General features: G+C 45.7%; 22 protein-coding genes. 10 read left to right on the top strand and 12 right to left on the bottom strand.

What is annotated here, in order from left to right; genetic code table 11:
* Positions 1-103: 103 nt before the first annotated feature.
* Positions 104-1,612, bottom strand: a complete 1,509-nt coding sequence (gene mltF, locus CAG60_RS05395) for a membrane-bound lytic murein transglycosylase MltF (protein WP_158144153.1) — start codon at positions 1,610-1,612, stop codon at positions 104-106.
* A 342-nt stretch (positions 1,613-1,954) separates the two neighbouring features.
* Here mltF and purL point away from each other — a divergent pair, with 342 nt between their 5' ends.
* Together purL and CAG60_RS05385 are read left to right on the top strand one after the other, a co-directional pair.
* Positions 1,955-5,851, top strand: coding sequence for a phosphoribosylformylglycinamidine synthase (gene purL, locus CAG60_RS05390; RefSeq protein WP_161438455.1), 3,897 nt, complete (start codon positions 1,955-1,957; stop codon positions 5,849-5,851).
* A gap of 244 nt (positions 5,852-6,095) precedes the next feature.
* Entirely contained in the window at positions 6,096-6,338 is a 243-nt protein-coding gene (locus CAG60_RS05385; RefSeq protein ID WP_158138040.1) for a DUF3622 domain-containing protein, read from the top strand.
* Positions 6,339-6,446: 108 nt separating this feature from the next.
* Here the strand turns inward: CAG60_RS05385 and CAG60_RS05380 are convergent, their stop codons facing one another.
* The 4 genes from CAG60_RS05380 to tsaA form a co-directional block, all read right to left on the bottom strand.
* Positions 6,447-6,638, bottom strand: a complete 192-nt coding sequence (locus CAG60_RS05380; protein ID WP_040904594.1) for a DUF4250 domain-containing protein — start codon at positions 6,636-6,638, stop codon at positions 6,447-6,449.
* A 2-nt stretch (positions 6,639-6,640) separates the two neighbouring features.
* Entirely contained in the window at positions 6,641-6,844 is a 204-nt protein-coding gene (locus tag CAG60_RS05375) for a YaeP family protein (RefSeq protein ID WP_004395765.1), read from the bottom strand.
* Positions 6,845-7,106: 262 nt separating this feature from the next.
* Positions 7,107-8,828 carry a proline--tRNA ligase gene (locus CAG60_RS05370; protein WP_158138042.1) on the bottom strand — a complete coding sequence of 574 codons (1,722 nt, stop codon included), beginning with the start codon at positions 8,826-8,828 and terminating at the stop codon, positions 7,107-7,109.
* 91 nt (positions 8,829-8,919) lie between these two features.
* Entirely contained in the window at positions 8,920-9,615 is a 696-nt protein-coding gene (gene tsaA / locus CAG60_RS05365; protein WP_161438454.1) for a tRNA (N6-threonylcarbamoyladenosine(37)-N6)-methyltransferase TrmO, read from the bottom strand.
* Positions 9,616-9,733: 118 nt separating this feature from the next.
* On the opposite strand from tsaA, the gene CAG60_RS05360 reads away from it, so the two are divergent.
* The 3 genes from CAG60_RS05360 (at position 9,734) to CAG60_RS05350 (ending at position 11,965) form a co-directional block, all read left to right on the top strand.
* Complete coding sequence (locus tag CAG60_RS05360; RefSeq protein ID WP_154168816.1) at positions 9,734-9,988, top strand: type B 50S ribosomal protein L31; 255 nt, start codon at positions 9,734-9,736, stop codon at positions 9,986-9,988.
* 3 nt (positions 9,989-9,991) lie between these two features.
* A complete protein-coding gene (ykgO, locus tag CAG60_RS05355) occupies positions 9,992-10,117 on the top strand; it encodes a type B 50S ribosomal protein L36 (protein ID WP_040904587.1) in 126 nt (41 codons plus the stop codon).
* A gap of 258 nt (positions 10,118-10,375) precedes the next feature.
* The gene (locus CAG60_RS05350) at positions 10,376-11,965 is read left to right on the top strand and encodes an AbgT family transporter (RefSeq protein ID WP_154168814.1); all 1,590 of its coding nucleotides are present in this window, start codon (positions 10,376-10,378) and stop codon (positions 11,963-11,965) included.
* Positions 11,966-12,087: 122 nt separating this feature from the next.
* Here the strand turns inward: CAG60_RS05350 and CAG60_RS05345 are convergent, their stop codons facing one another.
* A complete protein-coding gene (locus CAG60_RS05345; protein ID WP_154168812.1) occupies positions 12,088-12,534 on the bottom strand; it encodes a YaiI/YqxD family protein in 447 nt (148 codons plus the stop codon).
* Positions 12,531-12,833, bottom strand: coding sequence for a hypothetical protein (locus tag CAG60_RS05340; protein ID WP_154170688.1), 303 nt, complete (start codon positions 12,831-12,833; stop codon positions 12,531-12,533). The genes CAG60_RS05345 and CAG60_RS05340 overlap by 4 nt, the downstream gene beginning before the upstream one ends.
* Before the next feature lie 999 nt (positions 12,834-13,832).
* On the opposite strand from CAG60_RS05340, the gene CAG60_RS05335 reads away from it, so the two are divergent.
* A complete protein-coding gene (locus tag CAG60_RS05335) occupies positions 13,833-14,345 on the top strand; it encodes a GNAT family N-acetyltransferase (RefSeq protein WP_158138046.1) in 513 nt (170 codons plus the stop codon).
* 18 nt (positions 14,346-14,363) lie between these two features.
* On the opposite strand, the gene CAG60_RS05330 is transcribed toward CAG60_RS05335, so the two are convergent.
* Both CAG60_RS05330 and CAG60_RS05325 read right to left on the bottom strand, forming a co-directional pair.
* On the bottom strand, positions 14,364-14,666 hold the full coding sequence (locus CAG60_RS05330; RefSeq protein ID WP_161438453.1) for a DUF3301 domain-containing protein: 303 nt from the start codon (positions 14,664-14,666) through the stop codon (positions 14,364-14,366).
* A gap of 10 nt (positions 14,667-14,676) precedes the next feature.
* The gene (locus tag CAG60_RS05325) at positions 14,677-15,723 is read right to left on the bottom strand and encodes a DUF3549 family protein (protein WP_161438452.1); all 1,047 of its coding nucleotides are present in this window, start codon (positions 15,721-15,723) and stop codon (positions 14,677-14,679) included.
* Positions 15,724-15,805: 82 nt separating this feature from the next.
* On the opposite strand from CAG60_RS05325, the gene CAG60_RS05320 reads away from it, so the two are divergent.
* The gene (locus CAG60_RS05320; RefSeq protein ID WP_161426469.1) at positions 15,806-16,126 is read left to right on the top strand and encodes a YqcC family protein; all 321 of its coding nucleotides are present in this window, start codon (positions 15,806-15,808) and stop codon (positions 16,124-16,126) included.
* Positions 16,120-16,860, top strand: a complete 741-nt coding sequence (truC, locus tag CAG60_RS05315; protein WP_154168802.1) for a tRNA pseudouridine(65) synthase TruC — start codon at positions 16,120-16,122, stop codon at positions 16,858-16,860. The genes CAG60_RS05320 and truC overlap by 7 nt, the downstream gene beginning before the upstream one ends.
* Before the next feature lie 24 nt (positions 16,861-16,884).
* Here the strand turns inward: truC and dxs are convergent, their stop codons facing one another.
* From dxs to xseB, 3 genes are read right to left on the bottom strand one after another with little or no spacing between them, the layout of a single operon-like run.
* Entirely contained in the window at positions 16,885-18,750 is a 1,866-nt protein-coding gene (gene dxs, locus CAG60_RS05310; RefSeq protein ID WP_154168800.1) for a 1-deoxy-D-xylulose-5-phosphate synthase, read from the bottom strand.
* A gap of 20 nt (positions 18,751-18,770) precedes the next feature.
* Complete coding sequence (ispA, locus tag CAG60_RS05305) at positions 18,771-19,655, bottom strand: (2E,6E)-farnesyl diphosphate synthase (RefSeq protein ID WP_158138053.1); 885 nt, start codon at positions 19,653-19,655, stop codon at positions 18,771-18,773.
* A 21-nt stretch (positions 19,656-19,676) separates the two neighbouring features.
* Positions 19,677-19,919, bottom strand: a complete 243-nt coding sequence (xseB, locus tag CAG60_RS05300) for an exodeoxyribonuclease VII small subunit (protein ID WP_004395753.1) — start codon at positions 19,917-19,919, stop codon at positions 19,677-19,679.
* Between the two features lie 415 nt (positions 19,920-20,334).
* On the opposite strand from xseB, the gene pomA reads away from it, so the two are divergent.
* A complete protein-coding gene (gene pomA / locus CAG60_RS05295) occupies positions 20,335-21,099 on the top strand; it encodes a flagellar motor protein PomA (protein WP_004395752.1) in 765 nt (254 codons plus the stop codon).
* 12 nt (positions 21,100-21,111) lie between these two features.
* On the top strand, positions 21,112-22,056 hold the full coding sequence (locus CAG60_RS05290; protein ID WP_004395751.1) for a flagellar motor protein MotB: 945 nt from the start codon (positions 21,112-21,114) through the stop codon (positions 22,054-22,056).
* Positions 22,057-22,285 lie beyond the last annotated feature (229 nt).

Below are 22,285 nucleotides of genomic sequence, written 5' to 3'. Positions count from 1 at the left end.
AGATATTTATGATTTTTAAGTATAAAAATCAAGATATTTTATTAGCGAACACCGAATTTTGTTGGGTAGATGATGAGACCGGTCGCTGTTCGCTAATCAGGATTTACTCGACGTCGACGTGATGGTCATTACTCTCATCCGCGCTCTCTTCTGGCTCGATAGTAATCACTAACAAGTCATCGATTCCGAGATCGGTATCGCTGCTGTGATGTGGATCCATATGGCCGATAATACTTTGATAATAGCGACGGATGTTTTCAACATAAGCGCGAGCTTCATCTCCACGAGCATAACCATAACGCGTTTGCGAGAAATAGCGTTGTTGACGCAAAAGAGGAAGACGATCTTTAACATCGGCCCAAGCATCCGGCGACCCACCTTGTTGGCGAGTTAGACGGCGAGCATCCATCATATGCCCATAGCCAATATTATACGAAGCCAATGCAAACCAGATTTTTTCATGCTGCGGAACACTGTCTGGAATGCGTGCAACCATTCTGCGTAGATACTCGACACCACCTTGAATCGATTGCTCTGCATCGAGTCGATTGGTCACTCCGACACTGCGCGCCGTTGGTAAGGTGAGCATCATCATTCCGCGAACGCCGGTTGGCGAGCGAGCAATCGGATTCCAGTGTGACTCTTGATAAGCCACCGCAGCAATTAAACGCCAGTCAAATTCTTCTGAATATTTTTGAAACAGCGGTGCCCATTTAGGTAAGCGAGTTTCCAAAGCACGGATAAAGGCGCGAGTATCCACATAGTCAAAGTTACCAACATGACCAATGTATTTCTCTTCTAAAGAGGCTAAGCTTCCAGATTGTTTGAGATTACCGAAAAACTCAATCATTAACGCATATAAGCTTTCATCATCTGAACGCCGCATAAACCACGAAATAGGCTGGTCTTCGGTCATTTCAAAGGCCATCGCGATATCTGGATAAATACGTTGTGAGAGTGAAATTTCTACTGAGTCTGCCATGGTAAACAGCAGCTCACCTTTAGAGACCTGTTTCAATAGCTCACTCACATCACTATTATTATCAATCACGTATTGAAAATCAGGATAACGCTCGGCAACGCTGGCTAATGTCGTAGTAAAATGAGAGTCGTTGACGATTTTAAAAATAGGCTGCTGATCATTATTTGCCAACAGTTCATCTTGTCTGGCGATTAACTGATTAATGTTACGAGGTCGCCATTGGCCAGGTTTATATACCACCTGTTGCGATACATAGTAATAGGCTGGCCCAGCGCGATACTCTTTTAAGCGCTGTTCTGATTGACTTAACCCAGCAGCAATAATATCTATCTCGCCATTTTTTAACGCTGGAAAGAGACTCGATGTACGATAGGCCGGTTTCATTTCTAACCGTACCCCTAGTTCACGAGCAAACTCTCTTGCTAATTCATAATCAAGACCCGCGGGACCATCTGGGCCAATGAAATAGGACAGCTGATTATTCAACGTACCGACTCGTAATACGCCTCTCTCGCGGATTTTTTCTAGCTCACTTTTCGGCTCAGAGTCAATTTGGCAGCCGCTGAGAACGAGCAGGGTTAATGCTAGCCATAGCGCACGATAGAAAAACGTGAAAGAAAATGGGGTCATTGATTAGCGATCTCTTACATCCGGTATGTCTTTATACCAAACCCGAGGCGTTGAAGGCAAAGTTTATACACCATCGCTCAGGAATAGGAACTTAACGACCTTATTTTTCTGAGCTTCTTGAACAACCTTGTCGAGCGAGCAATGAGGGCTGGTGCAAAATATACGAAAAAATGGCGCAAACGGTTGCTTTTAGTGTTACGTCACAAAAAGAAATCCTCTATAATGCCCTCGCAATAATGAGTCGACATTGGTATTTGTTTATTAATTCATACATAACCATTTGTAATGTAATGAACTTATTCCAATTTCATCTTAATCACTTGTATATAGAGACCTAAGCTCATGAGAATTTTGCGTGGCTCCCCAGCGCTTTCTGAATTTCGCATTCAAAAACTGCTCGAAACGTGTCGTCAACAAGACCTACCAGTTACTGGTATCTATGCTGAGTTTATGCATTTTGCTGATCTTAATGCTGAGCTCGACAGCGCTGAACAGAGTAAATTGCAACAATTACTCACTTACGGCCCAACGATTCAAGAGCACCAACCACAAGGTTTACTGTTGCTAGTCACGCCGCGTCCCGGCACCATCTCTCCTTGGTCTTCTAAAGCCAGTGACATTGCTCATAATTGCGGCTTAGGCAAAATTAAGCGCTTAGAGCGTGGCACGGCTTATTATATTGATAGTCAGAGCCCACTGACTGAGGCTCAAAAAACCGAACTAAGTCAATTACTTCATGATCGGATGATGGAAGTGGTATTCAGTGATTTAGAGTCGGCGAGTGCCTTGTTTACTGTCGCCGAACCTGCACCATTGTTACCAGTTGATATCCTCACCGGCGGCCGCGCTGCGCTTGAACAAGCAAACGTTTCCCTTGGTTTGGCATTAGCCGACGATGAAATTGACTACTTAGTCGAGAGTTTTACTCGTTTAGGTCGTAACCCGAATGACATTGAATTAATGATGTTTGCGCAAGCTAACTCTGAGCATTGTCGCCATAAAATCTTTAATGCCGATTGGACGATTGATGGCGTAGAGCAGAAAAAATCGCTGTTTAAGATGATCAAAAATACCTTTGAAGTCACCCCTGATCACGTCCTTTCTGCTTATAAAGATAACGCTGCCGTTATGACCGGTTCTAAAGTCGGCCGTTTCTTCCCGGATCCCGATTCTCGTCAATACACTTATCATCATGAAGATGCCCATATCTTAATGAAGGTAGAAACGCATAATCACCCAACGGCTATTTCACCATGGCCCGGTGCGGCAACGGGTTCGGGCGGTGAGATCCGTGATGAAGGCGCAACCGGTATCGGTGGTAAACCGAAGGCTGGATTAGTCGGTTTCAGCGTATCTAACCTACGTATTCCTGGGTTTGTTCAACCGTGGGAAAGTGATTTTGGTAAGCCAAGTCGGATTGTCACCGCGTTAGACATTATGCTCGAAGGTCCACTAGGCGGCGCGGCGTTTAATAATGAGTTTGGTCGTCCTAACTTATTGGGCTATTTCCGAACCTATGAAGAGCAAGTGATCTCTCATGCGGGAGAAGAGGTGCGCGGCTATCATAAACCGATTATGATCGCTGGTGGGATGGGCAATATTCGCGCAGATCATGTGCAGAAAAAAGTGATCCCTGTTGGTGCGCAGTTAATTGTGCTGGGTGGCCCAGCGATGAATATTGGACTTGGTGGTGGTGCGGCATCGTCGATGGCATCGGGTCAATCAGCAGAAGATTTGGATTTTGCTTCTGTACAACGTGAAAATCCGGAAATGGAACGTCGCTGCCAAGAGGTTATCGACCGCTGTTGGCAAATGGGTGACGCTAACCCGATTGCCTTTATTCATGATGTTGGGGCGGGGGGTATTTCTAATGCCCTTCCTGAGTTAGTCAATGATGGTGATCGTGGTGGTAAATTCCAACTCCGTGATGTGCCCAACGATGAACCAGGCATGAGTCCACTAGAAATCTGGTGTAATGAATCTCAAGAACGTTATGTACTAGCGGTTGCTCCAGAAAACATGCCAGTGTTTGAAGCGATTTGTAAACGTGAACGCGCCCCTTATGCGGTGGTTGGCGAAGCGACTCAAGAGCGCCATTTAACCCTTGAAGATAGCCATTTCGATAATACGCCGATTGATATGCCGATGGATATTTTGCTGGGTAAGCCACCGAAAATGCATCGTCAAGCCACTACGCAACAAGTACAAAGTCCGGCGTTAGACCGCTCTAATATTGAGATGAATGACGCTATTGATCGCGTCCTACGCTTGCCAGCCGTGGCCGAAAAAACCTTCTTAATTACCATTGGTGACCGCTCGGTAACTGGATTAGTGGCACGTGATCAGATGGTGGGGCCTTGGCAGGTGCCAGTAGCGAACTGTGCGGTAACCGCGGCCAGTTACGATACTTATCATGGCGAAGCGATGTCCATGGGCGAGCGTACGCCAGTTGCGTTGCTCGATTTTGCTGCTTCAGCACGCTTGGCGGTTGGTGAAGCGATCACCAACATTGCCGCCACGCATATTGGTGATATTAAACATATCAAGCTGTCTGCCAACTGGATGTCGCCAGCAGGACACCCTGGGGAAGATGCTGGGCTTTATGCCGCAGTCAAAGCAGTTGGTGAAGAGCTTTGTCCGGCATTAGGGTTAACCATTCCCGTCGGTAAAGACTCCATGTCAATGAAGACCCAATGGCAAGATGATCAAGGGCAATCTCAATCAGTGACGTCACCATTATCACTGGTGATTACTGCTTTTGCTCGGGTGGAAGATGTGCGCAAAACCATCACTCCTCAGTTGAGAACCGATAAAGGTGAAACAAGCTTAGTTCTGATTGATTTGGGTAATGGTAAAAATCGCCTTGGTGCAACAGCACTGGCTCAAGTTTATAAACAATTAGGCGATAAGCCAGCAGATGTTGATAACGCTGCGCAGTTAAAAGGTTTTTATAACGCGGTTCAAACGCTGGTCGCCCAGCAACAAGTGCTCGCTTATCACGATAAGGGCGATGGTGGTTTACTGGTTACGTTAGCAGAAATGGCCTTTGCTGGGCATTGTGGGATTGACGCTAATATTGCGCCATTGGGCGATGACCACTTAGCGATTCTGTTCAATGAAGAGCTTGGCGCTGTATTGCAGGTGCGCAACGAGGCGCTGACTTCAGTACTGGCTACCTTAGCGAATCATGGATTAAAAGCCTGTTGCCATGTGATTGGTACGGTAACGGACTCGGATACGTTACGTATTACTTCAAATCAGCAAGTTGTGGTTGAACGTAACCGCACCCAGCTACGCACTATTTGGGCAGAAATGACCCATAAAATGCAGGCATTGCGTGATAACCCACGCTGCGCTGATCAAGAGTTTGCGGCTAAGCAAGATAACCTTGATCCGGGTTTGAATGCTCAGTTAACGTTTGATGTCCAGCAAGACATTGCCGCGCCGTATATTGCTAAGGGAAGCAAACCCAATATGGCTATCTTGCGTGAGCAAGGGGTCAACTCACACGTGGAAATGGCTGCTGCCTTCGATCGTGCTGGCTTTAATGCCGTCGATATCCACATGAGTGATATTTTAACGGGGCAAGTCGTTCTTGATGAGTACCATGGTTTGGTCGCTTGTGGCGGTTTCTCTTACGGAGATGTGCTCGGTGCTGGTGAGGGATGGGCGAAATCGGTCTTATTTAACCCCCAAGCTCGTGAGCAATTTGAGCGCTTTTTCCAACGCCAAGATACCTTTTCATTAGGGGTATGTAACGGTTGTCAAATGCTGTCTAATTTGAAAAGCTTGATTCCGGGCGCTGAGTTATGGCCACGGTTTGTGCGCAATGAATCTGAGCGTTTTGAAGCGCGCTTTAGTTTGGTGGAAATTCAACCGTCGCCGTCACTGTTTTTTAATCAGATGGCTGGTTCACGGATGCCGATTGCCGTTTCTCACGGTGAAGGCCGAGTGGAAGTGCGTGATCTTGGTCATTTAGATGCGATAGAGCAATCTGGTACGGTGGCACTGCGTTTTGTGGATAACCATGGTCAAGCGACTCAACAATACCCGAACAACCCGAATGGCTCGCCAAATGCGATTACTGGCTTAACGACCCAAGATGGCCGAGTGACGATCATGATGCCGCATCCTGAGCGAGTATTCCGTACGGTTGCCAACTCATGGCATCCTGATCATTGGGGAGAAAATGGTCCTTGGATGCGTATGTTCCAAAATGCGCGTAAAAACCTCGGTTAAGTTTACTCTTTAACGGAGCGATGCTCGCGCTCTAATACCCCATCAAGCCGCGGTTCGTCTGCGGCTTGATGCTATCGGTTGAGCGTAAAATTTTGCAAAAAAAGCGGAAAAATAGTGAAATTTGTGCTCTAATGCCGCGCTTACCAAGGGATGGTGTTCAACATATTCAGCGGCTAAGCCAGTCGGCTCTAAGCGCGATTAACGTTGATGAGTAATCCCTTCTTCTTCCCTTAGGAAAATGAAAATGTCAGACAGTAAAAAATTCACGATTAAAGTGACCGAAAAGAATAATGGTTGGGCGGCAGAAATTGTTCGTCAAGTTACCTCCCGTCGCACCGTCGTTTCAAAGCGCGAAATGGGTTTTGAGAGCGAAGCACAGGCACAAGCTTGGGCTGAAAAAGAGTTGATTGGTTTTATTGAAAGCCAAGCTAAGCGTAATGAGCGCAAAGCCGTTGCAAGAAAAGAAAAACAAGAGAAACAAGACTAACGCGTTTCGTTTCGTCGACTTGTTGGATGATAAAAAACTCACTTCAATTTGTGGGTTTTTTACATTTATGGCCCATACCATCTTGTCTATCAAGTCGAGCTATGCGTATTAGCGAAACTGACCAACCTCAGGTAAAAACTCAAACCCCGCATTGGCCAAGCGTGCTTCTAATGCCTGACGATCGATAGCAAAATGATCACTCAACTTATCAAGGTCACCAGCAAACTCATCGCGCAGCTTCATATTAACGATACTCATCAGCATGATGGGATCCATATTCGCAAAATTGTCGAGCATCATGCTTAGTCCTCAAAATCAGAAATGAGCAAATTGGCAGCAGCGAAAGCGGCTTTTTCTTGAGTGTCTTTAGGCAGAGTCGGATCGGCAGCAATATCATTTAAGGTTTTTACTGCGCAGGAGATAGCTTTAGGGATATAGCCTTGATCGCCACTGCCAATTTGTGCGTACAGCTCGCGGACTAAATCACAACAATCGTAAACTCGCATCTGGGTTTCCTATTGATAGATGATAACGGCTCGCAATGATACACAGGGTATGTTCAGAAAACAAAATCATTCTCTCGTTTCCGACTTGAAGCGATAAGGGCTCTATACATTAATGGTGAATAGATAGTCTTGGAACCCGCATGGGATAGAACTGATTTTTGCCGTTTTTAAGGTGGAGCTTTTAAGCAGCATCGATAAAAAAGGCTGCCATTCAGCAGCCTTCATTGAGAATGAGTGATGGATGATCATCCACTCACATCGCTTATCTATCGCCCAATTGCTCGTGAATAAAGCTCACCATATTGGCCATGGGGACGGCAGATTTTTCACCACTGCGACGATGTTTATACTCAAAGTTGCCTTCATCCATGCTGCGATCACCGATGATGATCGTATGCGGAATACCGATCAGTTCCATATCCGAGAACATCACGCCTGGGCGCTCTTTACGATCGTCAAACAAGACTTCAATACCGGCTGCGGTTAATTCCGCGTAGAGTGTTTCCGCCGCTTGTTGAACTCGCTCAGATTTGTGCATGTTCATTGGTACAATCGCGACTTGGAAAGGGGCGAGTGCATCTGGCCAGATAATGCCGTACTTATCGTGGTTTTGCTCGATGGCTGAGGCCACAACACGAGAAACCCCAATCCCATAACAACCCATTTCTAAAATAGTGTGTTTACCATTGGAATCGAGTACGCCACAGTTCATCTTTTCCGAGTAGTTAGTCCCTAACTGGAAGATATGACCCACTTCGATACCGCGTTTCAGCATCAAGGTTCCTTTACCGCATGGGCTTGGGTCGCCTTCAACGACGTTACGCAGATCTTCCACTTTCGCTAGCTCAACATCACGGCCCCAGTTAATACCGAAGTAGTGTTTGCCGTCAATATTGGCACCCGCGCCAAAGTCACTCATCACCGCTACAGTGCGATCAACGATAAATGGTAGCTGAAGGCCGACTGGTCCAAGAGAACCAGGACCTGCACCAATCAGCGCGCGAATTTCTTCTTCGCTGGCCATTTCTAATGGAGCGGCAACTTCAGCGAGTTTCTCTGCTTTGATTTCATTGAGTTCATGATCACCACGGATGATCAGTGCCACGATAGGGGCATCGATCTCATCAGAGGCTTTGACAAACAGTGTTTTAACGGTTTTCTCGATCGGTAGACCGTGCTGCTCAACCAATTCAGCGATGGTTTTTGCGTTTGGTGTATCAACCAGCGTCATTTCTTGGGTTGGAGCTGGGCGCTCGATTGCTGGCGCTACCGCTTCCGCTTTTTCAATGTTGGCTGCGTAATCTGACTCAGTAGAGAAAGCAATAATGTCCTCACCACTTTCAGCCAGCACGTGGAATTCATGCGAACCGTTACCACCAATCGCACCGGTATCGGCTAATACGGGACGGTAATCCAGCCCCATACGATCGAAGGCTTTACAGTAAGCGTCGTGCATCGCTTGGTACGATTTTTCTAGACCGTCTTTGTCGATATCAAAGCTGTAAGCATCCATCATACAAAATTCACGGGCACGCATCACACCAAAACGAGGGCGGCGTTCATCACGGAATTTGGTTTGAATTTGGTACAGGTTCAACGGCAGTTGCTTGTAAGAGCTGACCTCGTTACGAACGAGGCTGGTTATTACTTCTTCAGCCGTTGGGCTAAGAACAAACGGACGAGTATGGCGGTCAGTAAAGCGAAGTAGTTCCGGGCCCATTTTTTCTGAGCGGCCGGTCTCTTCCCACAGTTCAAACGGCTGGACAACGGGCATCAAGGTTTCAATCGCACCGGCGTTATCGATCTCTTGACGAACGATGTTTTCGACTTTACGCAGTACACGCAGACCAGTAGGTAGCCAAGTATAAAGACCTGAAGCCAGCTTACGGATCATACCTGCACGTAACATGAGCTGGTGGCTCACGACTTCAGCGTCGTTTGGAGTCTCCTTCAGAGTAGAAAGAAGATATTGACTGGTACGCATTCTATGGTATCCGTTTATCATGATTGAAAAGCCCCTCATCATTATGAGGGCGTAAAATTAAGCCTTGTATAATATCAGCCAATCGGCTTTGTCAAAAGCGTTCAATGCTCGTTACTGTCACTAACTTATCGAGAACGGTAAATTTCACATTCAAATTGAACAAATTGACCGCATATTCCTTATTGTCCAGTTGGTTTTTCTTGTAGGCGGGACGTGGATCTTGCGCTAAAACCTGCTCAATCACTTGTTGTTCATGGTGATGCCCCGTAAGTCTATTGAGTTGTGTTTGTGCTTGAGGGGAGAAAACCACAGGCAACCGCTCTGGTTCATGGTCGGCATAGCCTCCGGTCGCTTGAGGAATTGCATCCGAGTATGGAATATAAGGCTTAATATCAATCACTGGTGTGTGATTGACCAAATCGACACTGCCTAACTCAAGAAACAATTGCTCACCTTGTTTGGTTATCCCTTTTAGTTCAACGGCAGACATACCGATGCCATTCGGGCGAAAGGTTGAGCGGGAAGCAAAGACTCCAACCCGTTCATTGCCACCAAGGCGAGGTGGTCTTACCGTTGGTTTCCAGCCTGCGGCCAAATTTTGATCAAATAAGAACAGTAACCAGAGATGAGAAAATTGTTCAATGCCACGCACGGCTTCAGGGGTATTCGCCGTCCCGAGGAGTTTTAAACGTGCGGTTGCCGCGGGCACTAAGCGAGGTTGACGAGGAACCGCAAATTTTTCTTGATAGGGACTTTCAATAATACCAATAGGATCAATTGTATACATAACCGAACGCTGAATAATAAGAATGAGACATGCCAACATAGCACATTTTTTACTTGCATTTTTAGTTGATAATGATTATTAATTGATATGTTATAATGTATCAATTTTCGGAGGGGCTATGAAAGTAGGAATTCATCCTGAATATCGACCAGTGGTGTTTCATGATACCAGTGTTGATAAATATTTTATGATTGGTTCGACATTAAAAACCGATCGCACGATCGAGTGGCAAGATGGCAAAACTTACCCTTATTTTACGGTCGAAGTTTCAGCAGAATCGCATCCTTACTACACGGGTAAGCAGCGTGTGATTCAAAAAGAGGGACGTGTGGCTAACTTTAATCGTCGCTTTGCTCAATTTACCAAGGAATAAACCATGAAAGTCTTAAGTTCGTTAAAAAGCGCAAAATTACGCCATCCAGATTGCCAAATTGTCAAAAGACGGGGCCGTTTGTACGTGATTTGTAAAACCAATCCGCGCTTTAAAGCCGTGCAGCGTTAAAAATTGGACAGGATCATAAACAGCGAAAGGAAGGCGGTTTAGGTTCGATCACAAAACACGTTAAACAGTAATGACTCATCAGATGATTGATTTACCGATTAATCATCTGATTTTTTGTTTAAAATCGGTTAAAAATAAGACTGAAATTTACACTTTGTAACATGTTCAATTTTTACTTATTCGTTTCCTCAAGTAATCTGCGCTCGATTTTGACATTTTTGTCACATATGAGTAGGAATAATAACAAGGAGGGAACAGATGAGTTCATCTGCTTCGATTAATCAACCAGCACCGAAAAAACCGCGCTTTACACGGTTTTTAGATGCTGTGGAATATTTAGGGAATTTATTACCTCATCCCATCACACTGTTTGCCATTTTTTGCGTGGCAATTTTAGTCGCCTCAGGTATTGCTGGTTATTTTGAAGTGTCGGTTGTCGATCCTCGACCTGAAGGTGCAAGAGGTCGTGCTGCCGATGGTATGATCCATGTGGTCAGCTTACTGAATGGCGATGGTTTACAGCGCATTGTGACCAATCTTGTTACTAACTTTACCGGTTTTGCTCCTTTGGGCACGGTGTTAGTTGCCATGCTGGGTGTCTCGATTGCTGAGCATTCTGGCCTGCTGTCTGCTGCGATCCGTGGCATGGTGATGGGCGCTTCAAAACGCATGGTTACGTTTACGGTTATTTTTGCCGGTATCATGTCTAACACGGCGGGTGAACTGGGTTATGTGGTGCTTATTCCACTTGCCGCCATGCTGTTCCATTCATTAGGGCGTCATCCTTTAGCTGGCTTAGCGGCTGCGTTTGCGGGTGTTTCTGGTGGTTATTCTGCCAACCTACTCATTGGTACGGTCGATCCGCTGCTTTCTGGGATTACGGAAACGGCGGCGCGAATTTTGGACCCAGAATACATCGTAGGCCCAGAAGTAAACTGGTACTTTATGGCCGTTTCCACCTTCTTTATTGCAATTGCTGGTGCTTGGGTTACGGAAAAAATTGTTGAGCCTAAATTGGGTAAGTACAATGTGGCTGAAGCGGGTGATGATTTATCACAAGATAAAATGGGCTTTTTGACCGATGTGGAAAAGAAAGGCTTAAAATACGCTGGATTCGCCACCGTCGTTGTTTGCGGACTGTTGGCTTGGACGATTGTACCGGAAAATGGCGTATTGCGTCACCCTGAAACCGGGCTGGTTGCAGGTTCCCCGTTCTTACGCAGTATCGTTGCTTTCATCTTTGTGTTCTTTGCTGTTCCTGGCTTTGTCTACGGTAAAGTCGTTGGTACGATGAAAAATGACCGCGATGTGATTGATGCGATGGCAAAATCCATGTCCTCAATGGGCATGTATATTGTGTTGGTGTTTTTTGCCGCTCAGTTTGTAGCATTTTTTAGCTGGACTAACTTTGGTCAAGTGTTTGCTGTCGGTGGTGCTTCTTTCTTGCAAACCATTGGTTTGACTGGTCCAATGCTGTTTTTTGCTTTTATTCTGATGTGTGGCTTTATTAACCTGATGATCGGCTCGGCTTCAGCACAATGGGCGGTCACGGCACCTATTTTTGTGCCTATGTTGATGCTTGTTGGCTATGCACCGGAGACCATTCAAGCGGCGTACCGTATTGGTGACTCTGTGACCAATATCATTACCCCCATGATGAGTTATTTTGGTTTGATATTAGCGATTGCGAGTCGATACATTAAAAATCTAGGCATTGGTACGCTGATTGCGGTCATGATCCCTTATACGATAGTCTTTACATTAGGTTGGAGTGTACTGTTCTTTGTATGGGTATTTGTGCTGGGTATGCCTGTCGGGCCGGGCGCTGCAACCTATTATATTCCTTAATCTTTTCACTTTAACGAAAGAGTAAAAACAGGCTTAACGCCGCTGCGATGATGAAAATGGCAGCGGCGTTTTTTGATCGTAAACAGGGGCATCTCGACATGACCAAGATTATCTGACAACGTTTAGCGTCGGCGAGTCAACCAGCGATCGAGATGGTTGGCGAATTCACGTCGCTCGGTTTGAGATAATGCATTTGGGCCACCCGTTTGAATGCCACTTGAGCGCATGGTATCGAGAAAATCTCGTATGTTCAGCCGAGCTTTAATGGTTTCAGTGGTAAACAGCTCTCCTCGTGAACTCAGTGCTAATGCACCTTTCGTGATCACTTCGTCGGCTAATGGGATGTCTGAGGTGATAACTAAATCTCCCTTTTCGACTCGCTTAACAATTTCATTGTCGGCAATATCAAACCCAGCAGGAACTTGCAATGCAATGATATTACTGCGTTTAGGGAGTGGGATTTGATGGTTAGCAACAAACGTACATTCTACTCCCGTACGTTCAGCGGCTCTGATCAGGGTTTCTCTGATCACCTTAGGACATGCGTCGGCATCGACCCAAATTTTCATCTTGATTCCTTCTGATTGGTCAGTTCGGCGGCTAACTGTTCGACTCTAGTACTGAGCATCGCGAGTTGCTGTTCAAGTTGGGCAATACGTTGTTGATCCGTTAGTGGAGTAACGCTATTGACCTCAACCTTTGGGACTCGTTGGGCTTGTTTCCAACTTGTTATTGCCGCAATAAGGACGGGGATTGGCAGCGAGGTGCTAAGGCGAGATTTCACCAGAGCCACCGTTGGCGCTTTTCCTTGTTGTTGTAATTGCGTGAAAATAGCCTGTAATTCATGCGATAGATCTTTACTGAGCATATTCTGTCCTTGTGTCATGGATAGTGCCTATCTTACCCATAAATGATGGCTTCGTGTTGAGTTTTCTCTTCTCTCAATCTTTGTTCTTTTGGTAGCAAAAGAGGGCGTTGTGTGTAAGAGATCGCTTACCTGTGATGTGCGAGAAAAGCGCTACGTTATTGAAGTCTTAAGATATGAAAACCCTAATAGATTGTTTTATAAGTGATTAAATTTAATGTTGAACTATTTGAGTGATATGAAACTTGAACTTGGGATTGAATCGTGGCCAGAAGTGAGTAGATTAATAGCTGTCGCAGCGGAAGTGACAAGGAATAGGAATGACACAAGGAGTGTTGCTTCAAGGATGAGACGGTGAATCGGAACATCGCCGCAAGGATTAGGACTCATTAAGGATATGACCATTGACATGAGGTTGATGGGCAAGGAAAGCAGGACCCTATGGAATAGGTCGGGACCCCTTCAGGATGAGGGTAGGACACCGCTCAAGGAACAAGTGAAGGAAACTAACCAGGATCGGTTAGTGTCATGGATGAATAGGACACCGCCAAGGTGGCGATGCATAGGATAAGGTCACTGGATTGTACCGCTACTATTAGGGACGATGCAGGGAGCACGAACAAGTAGCTGGATTGCTATAAGTAAGACTTAAGCCCCGATACCATGTGTGTCGGGGCTTTTCTTAGTTCGGATAGGGCAGTGAAAACATGATGTTGCTGCCGGTAATGTCGAACGGTTTGAGTATAATGATAATTATAATAATGTGATGTTGAGCAAATGACATCAAGATCAATACGTCATCGTTGGGATTGGTTTACTTTCGCCTACTTCTTCAAGAAAACTCCGCAGTGGCTTAGCGCTGTTTATACCGCGAGACGGTGAAGTGGCAAGGTTGTCGTGATACCCGCGCTATCATTATGATGGCTACGGAGTACGACGATTTGTTTCTTTACTCGTTTTAGGTATTGAGAGAATTGATATTGTTGAGAACAAGGATGGCCCGTGACGATAGTAACACGTAGAACGTTAATAGTGCCTTATACCGAGACGTTTGAATCTGATTTTTTGATGCTTAATTGTTGTGCTAAAAATCGTGCCCAAATGAATGGCCCGAAAACCGTGGCTGCGGCGAGACAGCAATTTCAACGTATTTTACATGACCCTCACTTACATGCGATGGCTGTGCTGGATAATTATAATCGTGAATACATGGGGCATTTGTACGTTGAAGTCGACGAGCAGAGTGCTGAGTTGGGCTTTGTGTTCGATAAAAGTTATTGGGGACAAGGGATCGCTAATGAGGCATTGCAGGCTTTTTTCCCTAAAATTTGTCAACGATTACACCTTGAGAAGGTGATGGCTAGGGTCAACGCTCAGCATGCGGCGGCTCAATCTATTTTGGATAAATTAGGTTTTGTTTCGATAAGAACGGAAGACGACATTTTTGGCGTGTTTTATGAGTATCAATGGCAACGCCAAACCGAGTTATCCTCATTTGCCAGTTACTTTCTCTGAGCAGTAACGGCGTTAAGTTTAAAGCATTCGGTGCGGCGGCAGATGAAAGCCCGAGGGGGTAAAGCCGACCATCACCAGTTGCCCTTGATAGCAATCATCGCCGAGTGCAGAGAATTCAAAATAGTAAACCGTATGCCAACGCCAGCGATGAGCTGGCGTTTTCCATTTATGCTGCCCAAAAGAGACACTGAGTAACTGTAAATCTAATGCTGCGCATTTACGTGCTATACACTGTTTGGCTATTTCTGATTGACGACGCTGCTGCCAAAATAGGTAACAGATTAAGCTCAGTAGAATGATGCCAATAAGGTTATTAATCATTCGCTTTCCTTTATGGCGATGAAGGTTTGGTGGCACGCTGTAAATTGACCAGCGCTTGAGAGAGTTCTGGTGAAGGGCTGCTATGGAGTAGCGGTAATAGCACGACTCGCAGCTCTGGTAACATGACTAAATCAGCAAAAATTTGATTAAATAGCGTTTGATCGCCACTTTGCGCTAGGCGCAGTAAAAATCGTTGAGCACGTCCGCTTTGTTTTAGCGCAGACCAGCAACGACCGGCGATAGCAATCAGTACTTCTGGGTGACAAAAAGAAGAGTCATCCAACACTTGATCAATCCATTGAGCTAGCTGCTCTGGCGTCCCTCCAGAGAGTGCTCGGATCAACGCGGCCAATAAAAATAGATCACCTTCAGGTTGCGTGATGCAAACTCGTAATTTCTCATCGAGAGCCTGTGCTAGTTCATTAGGTAATGAGCTGTGTTCAAGGGCTCCGAGCAGAGCATAGAGCACTGGCGAAGGTAAATGGGGTAACGCATTGATGATTAACTGGCTATTATTAGCGTCGTTAAGGCGTGCACAGATATCGCTAATACCTTGCAGGCCAACACTTTGCCAGTTATCCCATCCTAAATCACCCGTTAAGTAATGCTGGGCATGTTCATAATATTGGCTACTTGGCAATGAGAGCTGTCGACGAATTTGACTATGAATGACCGCCATTTTTTCTTCGCTTGGCTTAAAGGTATAAGGATTATTAGCAAGCTTTTGTTGTTGAGCTTCGGTTAATTCGCCGGTGAGGCGCGAGCCCATTGCTTCGAGAACATAGCTAAGAAACTGGCCTATTTCCGTTTGGGCCAGTAACCCGCGTTCATCAAGGTTAAATTTTACAAACCATATCCACGGTTGTTGGTGTTGATGCCAATAAACAATCGCTAGATGAGCCTGACGTTGCAACGGGTAAGGGTACGGTTGTCTTGCTTGTTCAACATGGTGAAATTGTTGTGCATCGACGGGTTGGATTCGCCGTCCCAGATCAAAAATCTGATAGTGTACTTCACTCTGTTGGAGTAAATCAGTGAGGGTATGAATCGGCTGCATAAGGGATTATTTGTTCCTAACTTTCTTTGTTTAATAAATGGTATCATTTGTCGCAAATTCAAGGCCCAACAAATAAACATTGATGATCAATCCGACACCTTTACCGGTTTTGCTGCAACAATTAACCACAGAACTCAAAGCGGCGGCTTTATGGCAAGCACATCGCCCAACGGAAGATAAGCTCCTCAGTCGAGAGCCGTTTGCTATTGATACGCTACACCCACACGAATGGCTACAATGGATTTTTTTACCTCGAATGTGGCAATTACTCGACACGAAACAACCTTTGCCTAGAGGGTTTTTGTTAACGCCTTATTTTGTTGAAGCGTGGAAAGGGCAATCCGGCTATCAGCCGTTGATTGAGGTATTAATAGAGATAGATAGAGTGGCGCAACAATGTTAGAGATTATTTATCAAGACCCGTATCTGGTTGCAGTCAATAAGCCAGCGGGAATGCTCGTTCATCGCTCTTGGTTGGATAAGCATGAAACTCAATTTGTGATGCAAACCTTACGTGATCAAATTGGTCAACATGTCTTCCCTTTGCACCGCTTAGATCGACCGACATCTGGCGTACTTGTGTTTGCATTATCCAGCGAAGTCGCCTCAACACTGATGCCCATGTTTGCTAGTCAACAAATGGAAAAAACTTACCATGCTGTAGTGCGAGGCTGGATTGAGCAAGCGGATGTTTTGGATTATCCATTGAAGGTTGAGTTAGATAAAATCGCCGATAAGTTTGCTCAAGAAGATAAAGAGCCGCAATCAGCAATGACTGCTTATCGACCGCTGGCCAAAGTTGAAGTGCCTTTTTCTACCGGCAAGTTTGCCACCACCCGCTACAGTTTGATGGAATTGAAACCGAAGACTGGTCGTAAACATCAACTGCGGCGTCATATGGCACATTTGCGTCACCCGATTGTTGGCGATACCACTCATGGTGATGGTAAACATAATCGCTTGTACCGTGAGCAGTATCAAGTGCAGCGTTTGATGCTTCACGCTAGCCAATTAAGCTTTATTCATCCTTATACAGAGCAAATGGTCACCTTAAACGCAGGGTTTGATGACGATTGGCAACGCTTGTTTAGCGCTTTTTCATGGCCAGACCCACAACAAAAAAGCCTTCTCGATTGAGAAGGCTTTCCTTTATATCTTTGATTACTTGGCTAAGTAATCACGAATCGCAGCTTCAATGCCTGCGCCATCTAAACCTAATTCAGCATGCATCTCTTCTTGCGTCCCTTGAGCAATAAATTGATCCGGCAAGCCAAGATTTAAGGTCGGTTTGAGGAGTTTTTGCGCCATCAAATACTCAACCACAGCCGCGCCAGCACCGCCAGCAATAACGTTTTCTTCCAACGTGACCAGTACGTCATGGCTATTAGCTAACTCAGTGATCAATGCTTCATCAAGCGGTTTCACAAAGCGCATATCCGCGACGGTGGCATTAAGCGCTTCGGCGGCTTGTAAGGCATTAGGTAACAAGGTGCCAAAACTGAGGATCGCCACTTTATCACCTTGACGGATCAGGCGGCCTTTGCCAATCGTCAGTGGGGTAAAATCGGTTTCAATTTTCACGCCCATGCCGGTACCACGAGGGTAGCGCACGGCACTTGGCCCTTGATGCTGATGACCAGTATAGAGCATTTGTCGGCATTCATTTTCATCTGCCGGAGCCATGATCAATAAATTGGGAATACAACGCAAGAAGCTTAAATCAAACGCGCCTTGATGAGTTTGACCATCGGCACCCACTAATCCCGCGCGGTCAATCGCAAACATCACGGGTAGATTCATAATTGCCACATCGTGGATCAATTGGTCATAACCGCGCTGTAAAAAGGTTGAGTAAATCGCCACAATCGGGTGATAACCGCTGATTGCCATTCCTGTTGCGAGGGTGACGGCATGTTGCTCAGCAATCGCGACATCAAAATACTGACTAGGGTACTCTTTGGAGAAACGCACCATCCCCGAACCTTCACGCATCGCAGGGGTGATGGCCATCAATTTAGGATCTTGCGCGGCCATATCACATAAGAAGTCACCGAAGATTTTTGAGTACGTAGGCTTACTTTCAGCACTCTTTGATAGGCTGGTATGGTTTAAATCAAATTTGGGTACCGCATGATAACCAATCGGATCTTTCTCTGCTGGAGCGTAGCCCTTACCTTTTTTGGTCATGACATGCAAAAATTGCGGGCCTTTGAGTTCACGCATGTTTTTGATGGTTTTAATCAGTTCTAACACATCATGGCCGTCAATCGGACCGATATAATTAAAGCCAAACTCTTCAAATAGCGTCCCCGGTACGACCATACCTTTTAAATGCTCTTCGGTACGACGTACCAGCTCTTTAATCGGTGGAATGCCCGATAAAACTTTTTTGCCGCCTTCACGTATCGAAGTGTATAAACTGCCAGACAGTAATTGCGCCAAATGGTTATTGAGTGCGCCGACATTTTCTGAAATCGACATTTCATTATCATTTAAGATAACCAGCATATCGCTGTCGACATCGCCTGCGTGGTTCATGGCTTCAAATGCCATTCCCGCGGTTATGGCACCATCACCAATCACACTGACGACTTTACGTCCTTTGGCTTCTTTCGCGGCGCAAATAGCGACGCCGAGCGCAGCACTGATTGAGGTTGATGAGTGACCAACAGAGAGGGTGTCATACTCGCTCTCTTCTCGCCAAGGAAAAGGATGCAGTCCATCTTTTTGACGAATGGTCGACATCTGCTCGCGGCGACCAGTGAGGATTTTGTGAGGGTAAGCTTGATGGCCGACATCCCAAATCAGTTTATCAAAAGGGGTTTGGTAGACGTAATGCAATGCGACGGTTAGTTCTACTGTGCCTAATCCAGAGGCCAAGTGACCGCTAGAGCGACTGACGGAATTCAGTAAATAGGTACGTAACTCATCACAAAGCTTAGGTAGCATTTCTTTGGGCATGCTACGCAGTTCGTCTGGGGTATTTGCTAGGGCCAGTGTTGGATATTTCGAAATATCAAGAGTCATAGTTATGCGCGCTTATCGTGTTAGTTTTTGCGCTCGATGACGTATCGGGCGAACTCTTCGAGATGCTCAGTATTATACGGAATCGCTTGTAATGCTTCGAGCGCTTCTGCAAGCAGAACTTGAGCTTTATTCATGGCACCTTCTAAGCCGAGTAGGGCTGGATAAGTGCTTTTATGCAGTTGTTGGTCTGAACCTTGCGGTTTACCTAATGTTTCAGTATCGCTGATGATGTCTAAAATATCATCTTGTACTTGAAAGGCGAGGCCTACCGCTGCCGCATAGCGATCCAGTTGCGGTAAAATAGCCAAGCCCTTTTGGCCTGCAGCCATGGCACCCAATCGGATGGCACAACGCATCAGTGCACCGGTTTTATTGTGATGAATGGTTTCTAATTCGTCTAATGTTATACGACGATTTTCCGCGGCCAGATCTAACGCTTGACCTAAACACATTCCCTGAGCACCAGACGCTTCGGCTAAAGCTTGAATCATTTTGATCCGATTCGTTTCACCATGAGTGGAGAGTTGACCTTCTGCCAAAATAGTAAACGCCAGAGTTTGCAGAGCATCCCCGGTTAAAATCGCCGTTGCTTCATCAAATTTAATATGACAGGTTGGTTTTCCACGACGTAAGTCGTCGTCGTCCATGGCGGGCAAATCATCATGAATCAATGAATAAGCGTGGACACATTCGACAGCGCAAGCTGGAGTATCGAGATCAGTCAGTTGGCAGCCGAGCATTTGTCCGGTGATGTAGACCAAGTAAGGGCGAGCTCGTTTACCACCAAGCAATAAACCGTAACGCATAGCTTCAATCAAAGGAAGATGCTGATAAGGTAAACGATGTAACCACTCGTCTAGTTGCTGATTATTTCTCTGTTGAAAAGAGGAAAGCGCCTCAATCATAGGATCTGTATTACTCTCTGGTTATTCGGGAACAGCGGTGAATTCAGCTAACGGTGCATCGTCCGAGTTATCAAGAAGAATGCGCACTCGTTGTTCGGCTTCATCGAGTTTGGCTTGCCCGCTGCGAGCTAAGGCGATACCCCGTTCAAATTTTTTTAATGCTTCATCGAGTGCAATATCGCCGCTTTCTAATTGTTCAACTAAGTTATCTAGCTCTTCGATTGTCGCTTCGAAGGACATATTCTCCGGTTTTTTGCTCGCCATAATCATTTTGCCTCAAAAAAGATGCACGAAAGTTACCTTAGGGCGTACAGATGGTCAAATTTAACCAAGCAAATTTGTTATAAATAAGGCGCTTTTTTATCAGACCGCTAAGCTTATCTAAAAATAGTCAAACATAATCATTAATTTTAGGAGGGCTATGATGGTCAAGACCTCAGGGGAACGTGTTGCTGCTGTAGCGTTGTTTAACTCAGTGATAAGGTCACTTATGCTGCGCTAATAATCTGAAGTTTATTGAAAGCAAAATGTTTTTTTGCGATAACGAGTCAAAGAGCGGCACTTGGGGATAGTGGGTTTTGCGTATAAACTTAACCATAATATAAGTTAAAGATTTTGCTCTTGTGCCGATAAGAAGAGTAATCTCAATAATGCAGATGACAAGCATGAGGAGCGCTTCGTGGATTTAGCAACGCTAGTAGGCCTAATTGGTGGTCTGGCTTTCGTTTTGATGGCAATGGTCGTTGGTGGTAGCCTTGTGATGTTTGTCGATGTCACATCGGTTCTGATCGTCGTCGGTGGTTCAACCTTCGTTGTGTTAGTCAAATTTACCATGGGGCAGTTTTTTGGTGCGGCCAAAATTGCCGCTAAAGCGTTTATGTTTAAAGCGGAAGAGCCTGAAGACTTAATTGCCAAAATCGTTGAGATGGCCGATGCAGCGCGTAAAGGTGGTTTCTTAGCGTTAGAAGAGATGGAAATCTCTAATTCATTTATGCAAAAAGGCATCGATTTATTGGTTGATGGGCACGATGCTGATGTCGTTCGCACCGCATTACAAAAAGACATCGTTTTAACCGATGAGCGCCATGAATTAGGGACGGGTGTTTTTCGAGCCTTTGGTGATGTAGCCCCTGCGATGGGGATGATTGGTACGTTGATAGGCTTAGTGGCCATGTTATCAAATATGGATGACCCGAAAGCTATCGGCCCAGCAATGGCGGTGGCGTTATTGACGACGTTGTATGGGGCGATCATGGCAAACATGATCTTCTTCCCGATTGCCGATAAATTGGCGCTACGCCGAGGACAAGAAACCTTAAATCGTCGTTTAATTATGGATGGTGTCTTAGCGATTCAAGATGGACAAAACCCGCGAGTGATCGATGGCTATTTGAAAAATTATCTTAATGAAGGTAAGCGAGTACTTGATGTCGATAATGAATAGCGGGGGGCCATCATGGAGGATCTAAAACGCAAATGCCCACCGCCGGGCCTGCCTGCCTATATGGGAACCTTTGCCGATTTGATGGCATTGTTGATGTGCTTTTTTGTACTGCTGCTGTCTTTTTCAGAGATGGACGTTCTTAAATTCAAACAGATCGCGGGTTCGATGAAGTTTGCGTTTGGGGTACAAAACCGTTTAGAAGTCAAAGATATACCTAAAGGGACCAGTGTGATTGCTCAAGAGTTTCGTCCAGGTCGTCCTGAGCCGACTCCTATTGACGTGATCATGCAGCAAACAATTGATATTACTCAGCAAACGTTAGAATTTCATGAAGGTGATTCCGATCGAGCTGGTGGTAATCAGCGCGATGATGGTCAGCTAACGGGCGGGGAGTCTCCTGAAACCTCGACTGAAGATAGTCAAGATAATGAAGACGCTGAGCAGGAGCAAGAGCAATCTGAAGCCCTCTCTGAAGAGATGGAAATTGTTTTAGAGAACATCAAAAAAGCCTTAGATCGAGAAATTGAGCAAGGGGCCGTTGAGGTGGAAAACTTAGGCCAGCAAATTCTGATCCGTATTCGTGAGCGGGGGGCTTTTCCTGAAGGTTCCGCCTTTTTACAACCTCAATTTCGACCCCTGGTTCGGCAGATTGCCGAATTAGTCAAAGACGTTCCCGGTATTGTTCAGGTGACTGGGCATACTGATAATCAACGATTAGATTCTGAGCTTTATCGCTCAAATTGGGATCTTTCAGCGCAGCGAGCAGTGTCGGTTGCGCAAGAAATGGAAAGAGTGACCGGTTTTGACCACCGACGTTTAGAAGTCAGAGGATTGGCTGATACCGCGCCGGTTGGCCCGAACGATACCGAAGCGCAACGCTCTCGTAATCGACGAGTCGAGATCGGTATCATGCAAGGAAAACCGCTGTTAAGTGAGGAGATCCCTTCACTACAATAGCATCAATCGTCGTTCTAGGTTCTCGATCCCAGAACCTAGAACCCAAATCTCCCCACTTATCATGCCATTCGCTTTTAAGCGAAGAGTCGTCATAAACCTTGCCTTTTATGATGATTTTCCTAATTGAGTAGATCGTGTATAATCCTGCCCCTTTGCTGATCTCTATCCTGAGCGTCACTGCTTAGCATGAAGCTCAATGCTTGTTTTGAACCTAATTTGCGAATAGCCC

It is taken from the genome of Vibrio sp. V33_P6A3T137, from assembly GCF_009904835.1.
Classification (GTDB): Bacteria; Pseudomonadota; Gammaproteobacteria; order Enterobacterales; family Vibrionaceae; genus Vibrio; species Vibrio metschnikovii.
The sequence above is the reverse complement of the archived record's forward strand: the minus strand, read 5'-3'. Positions and strand labels throughout refer to the sequence as shown.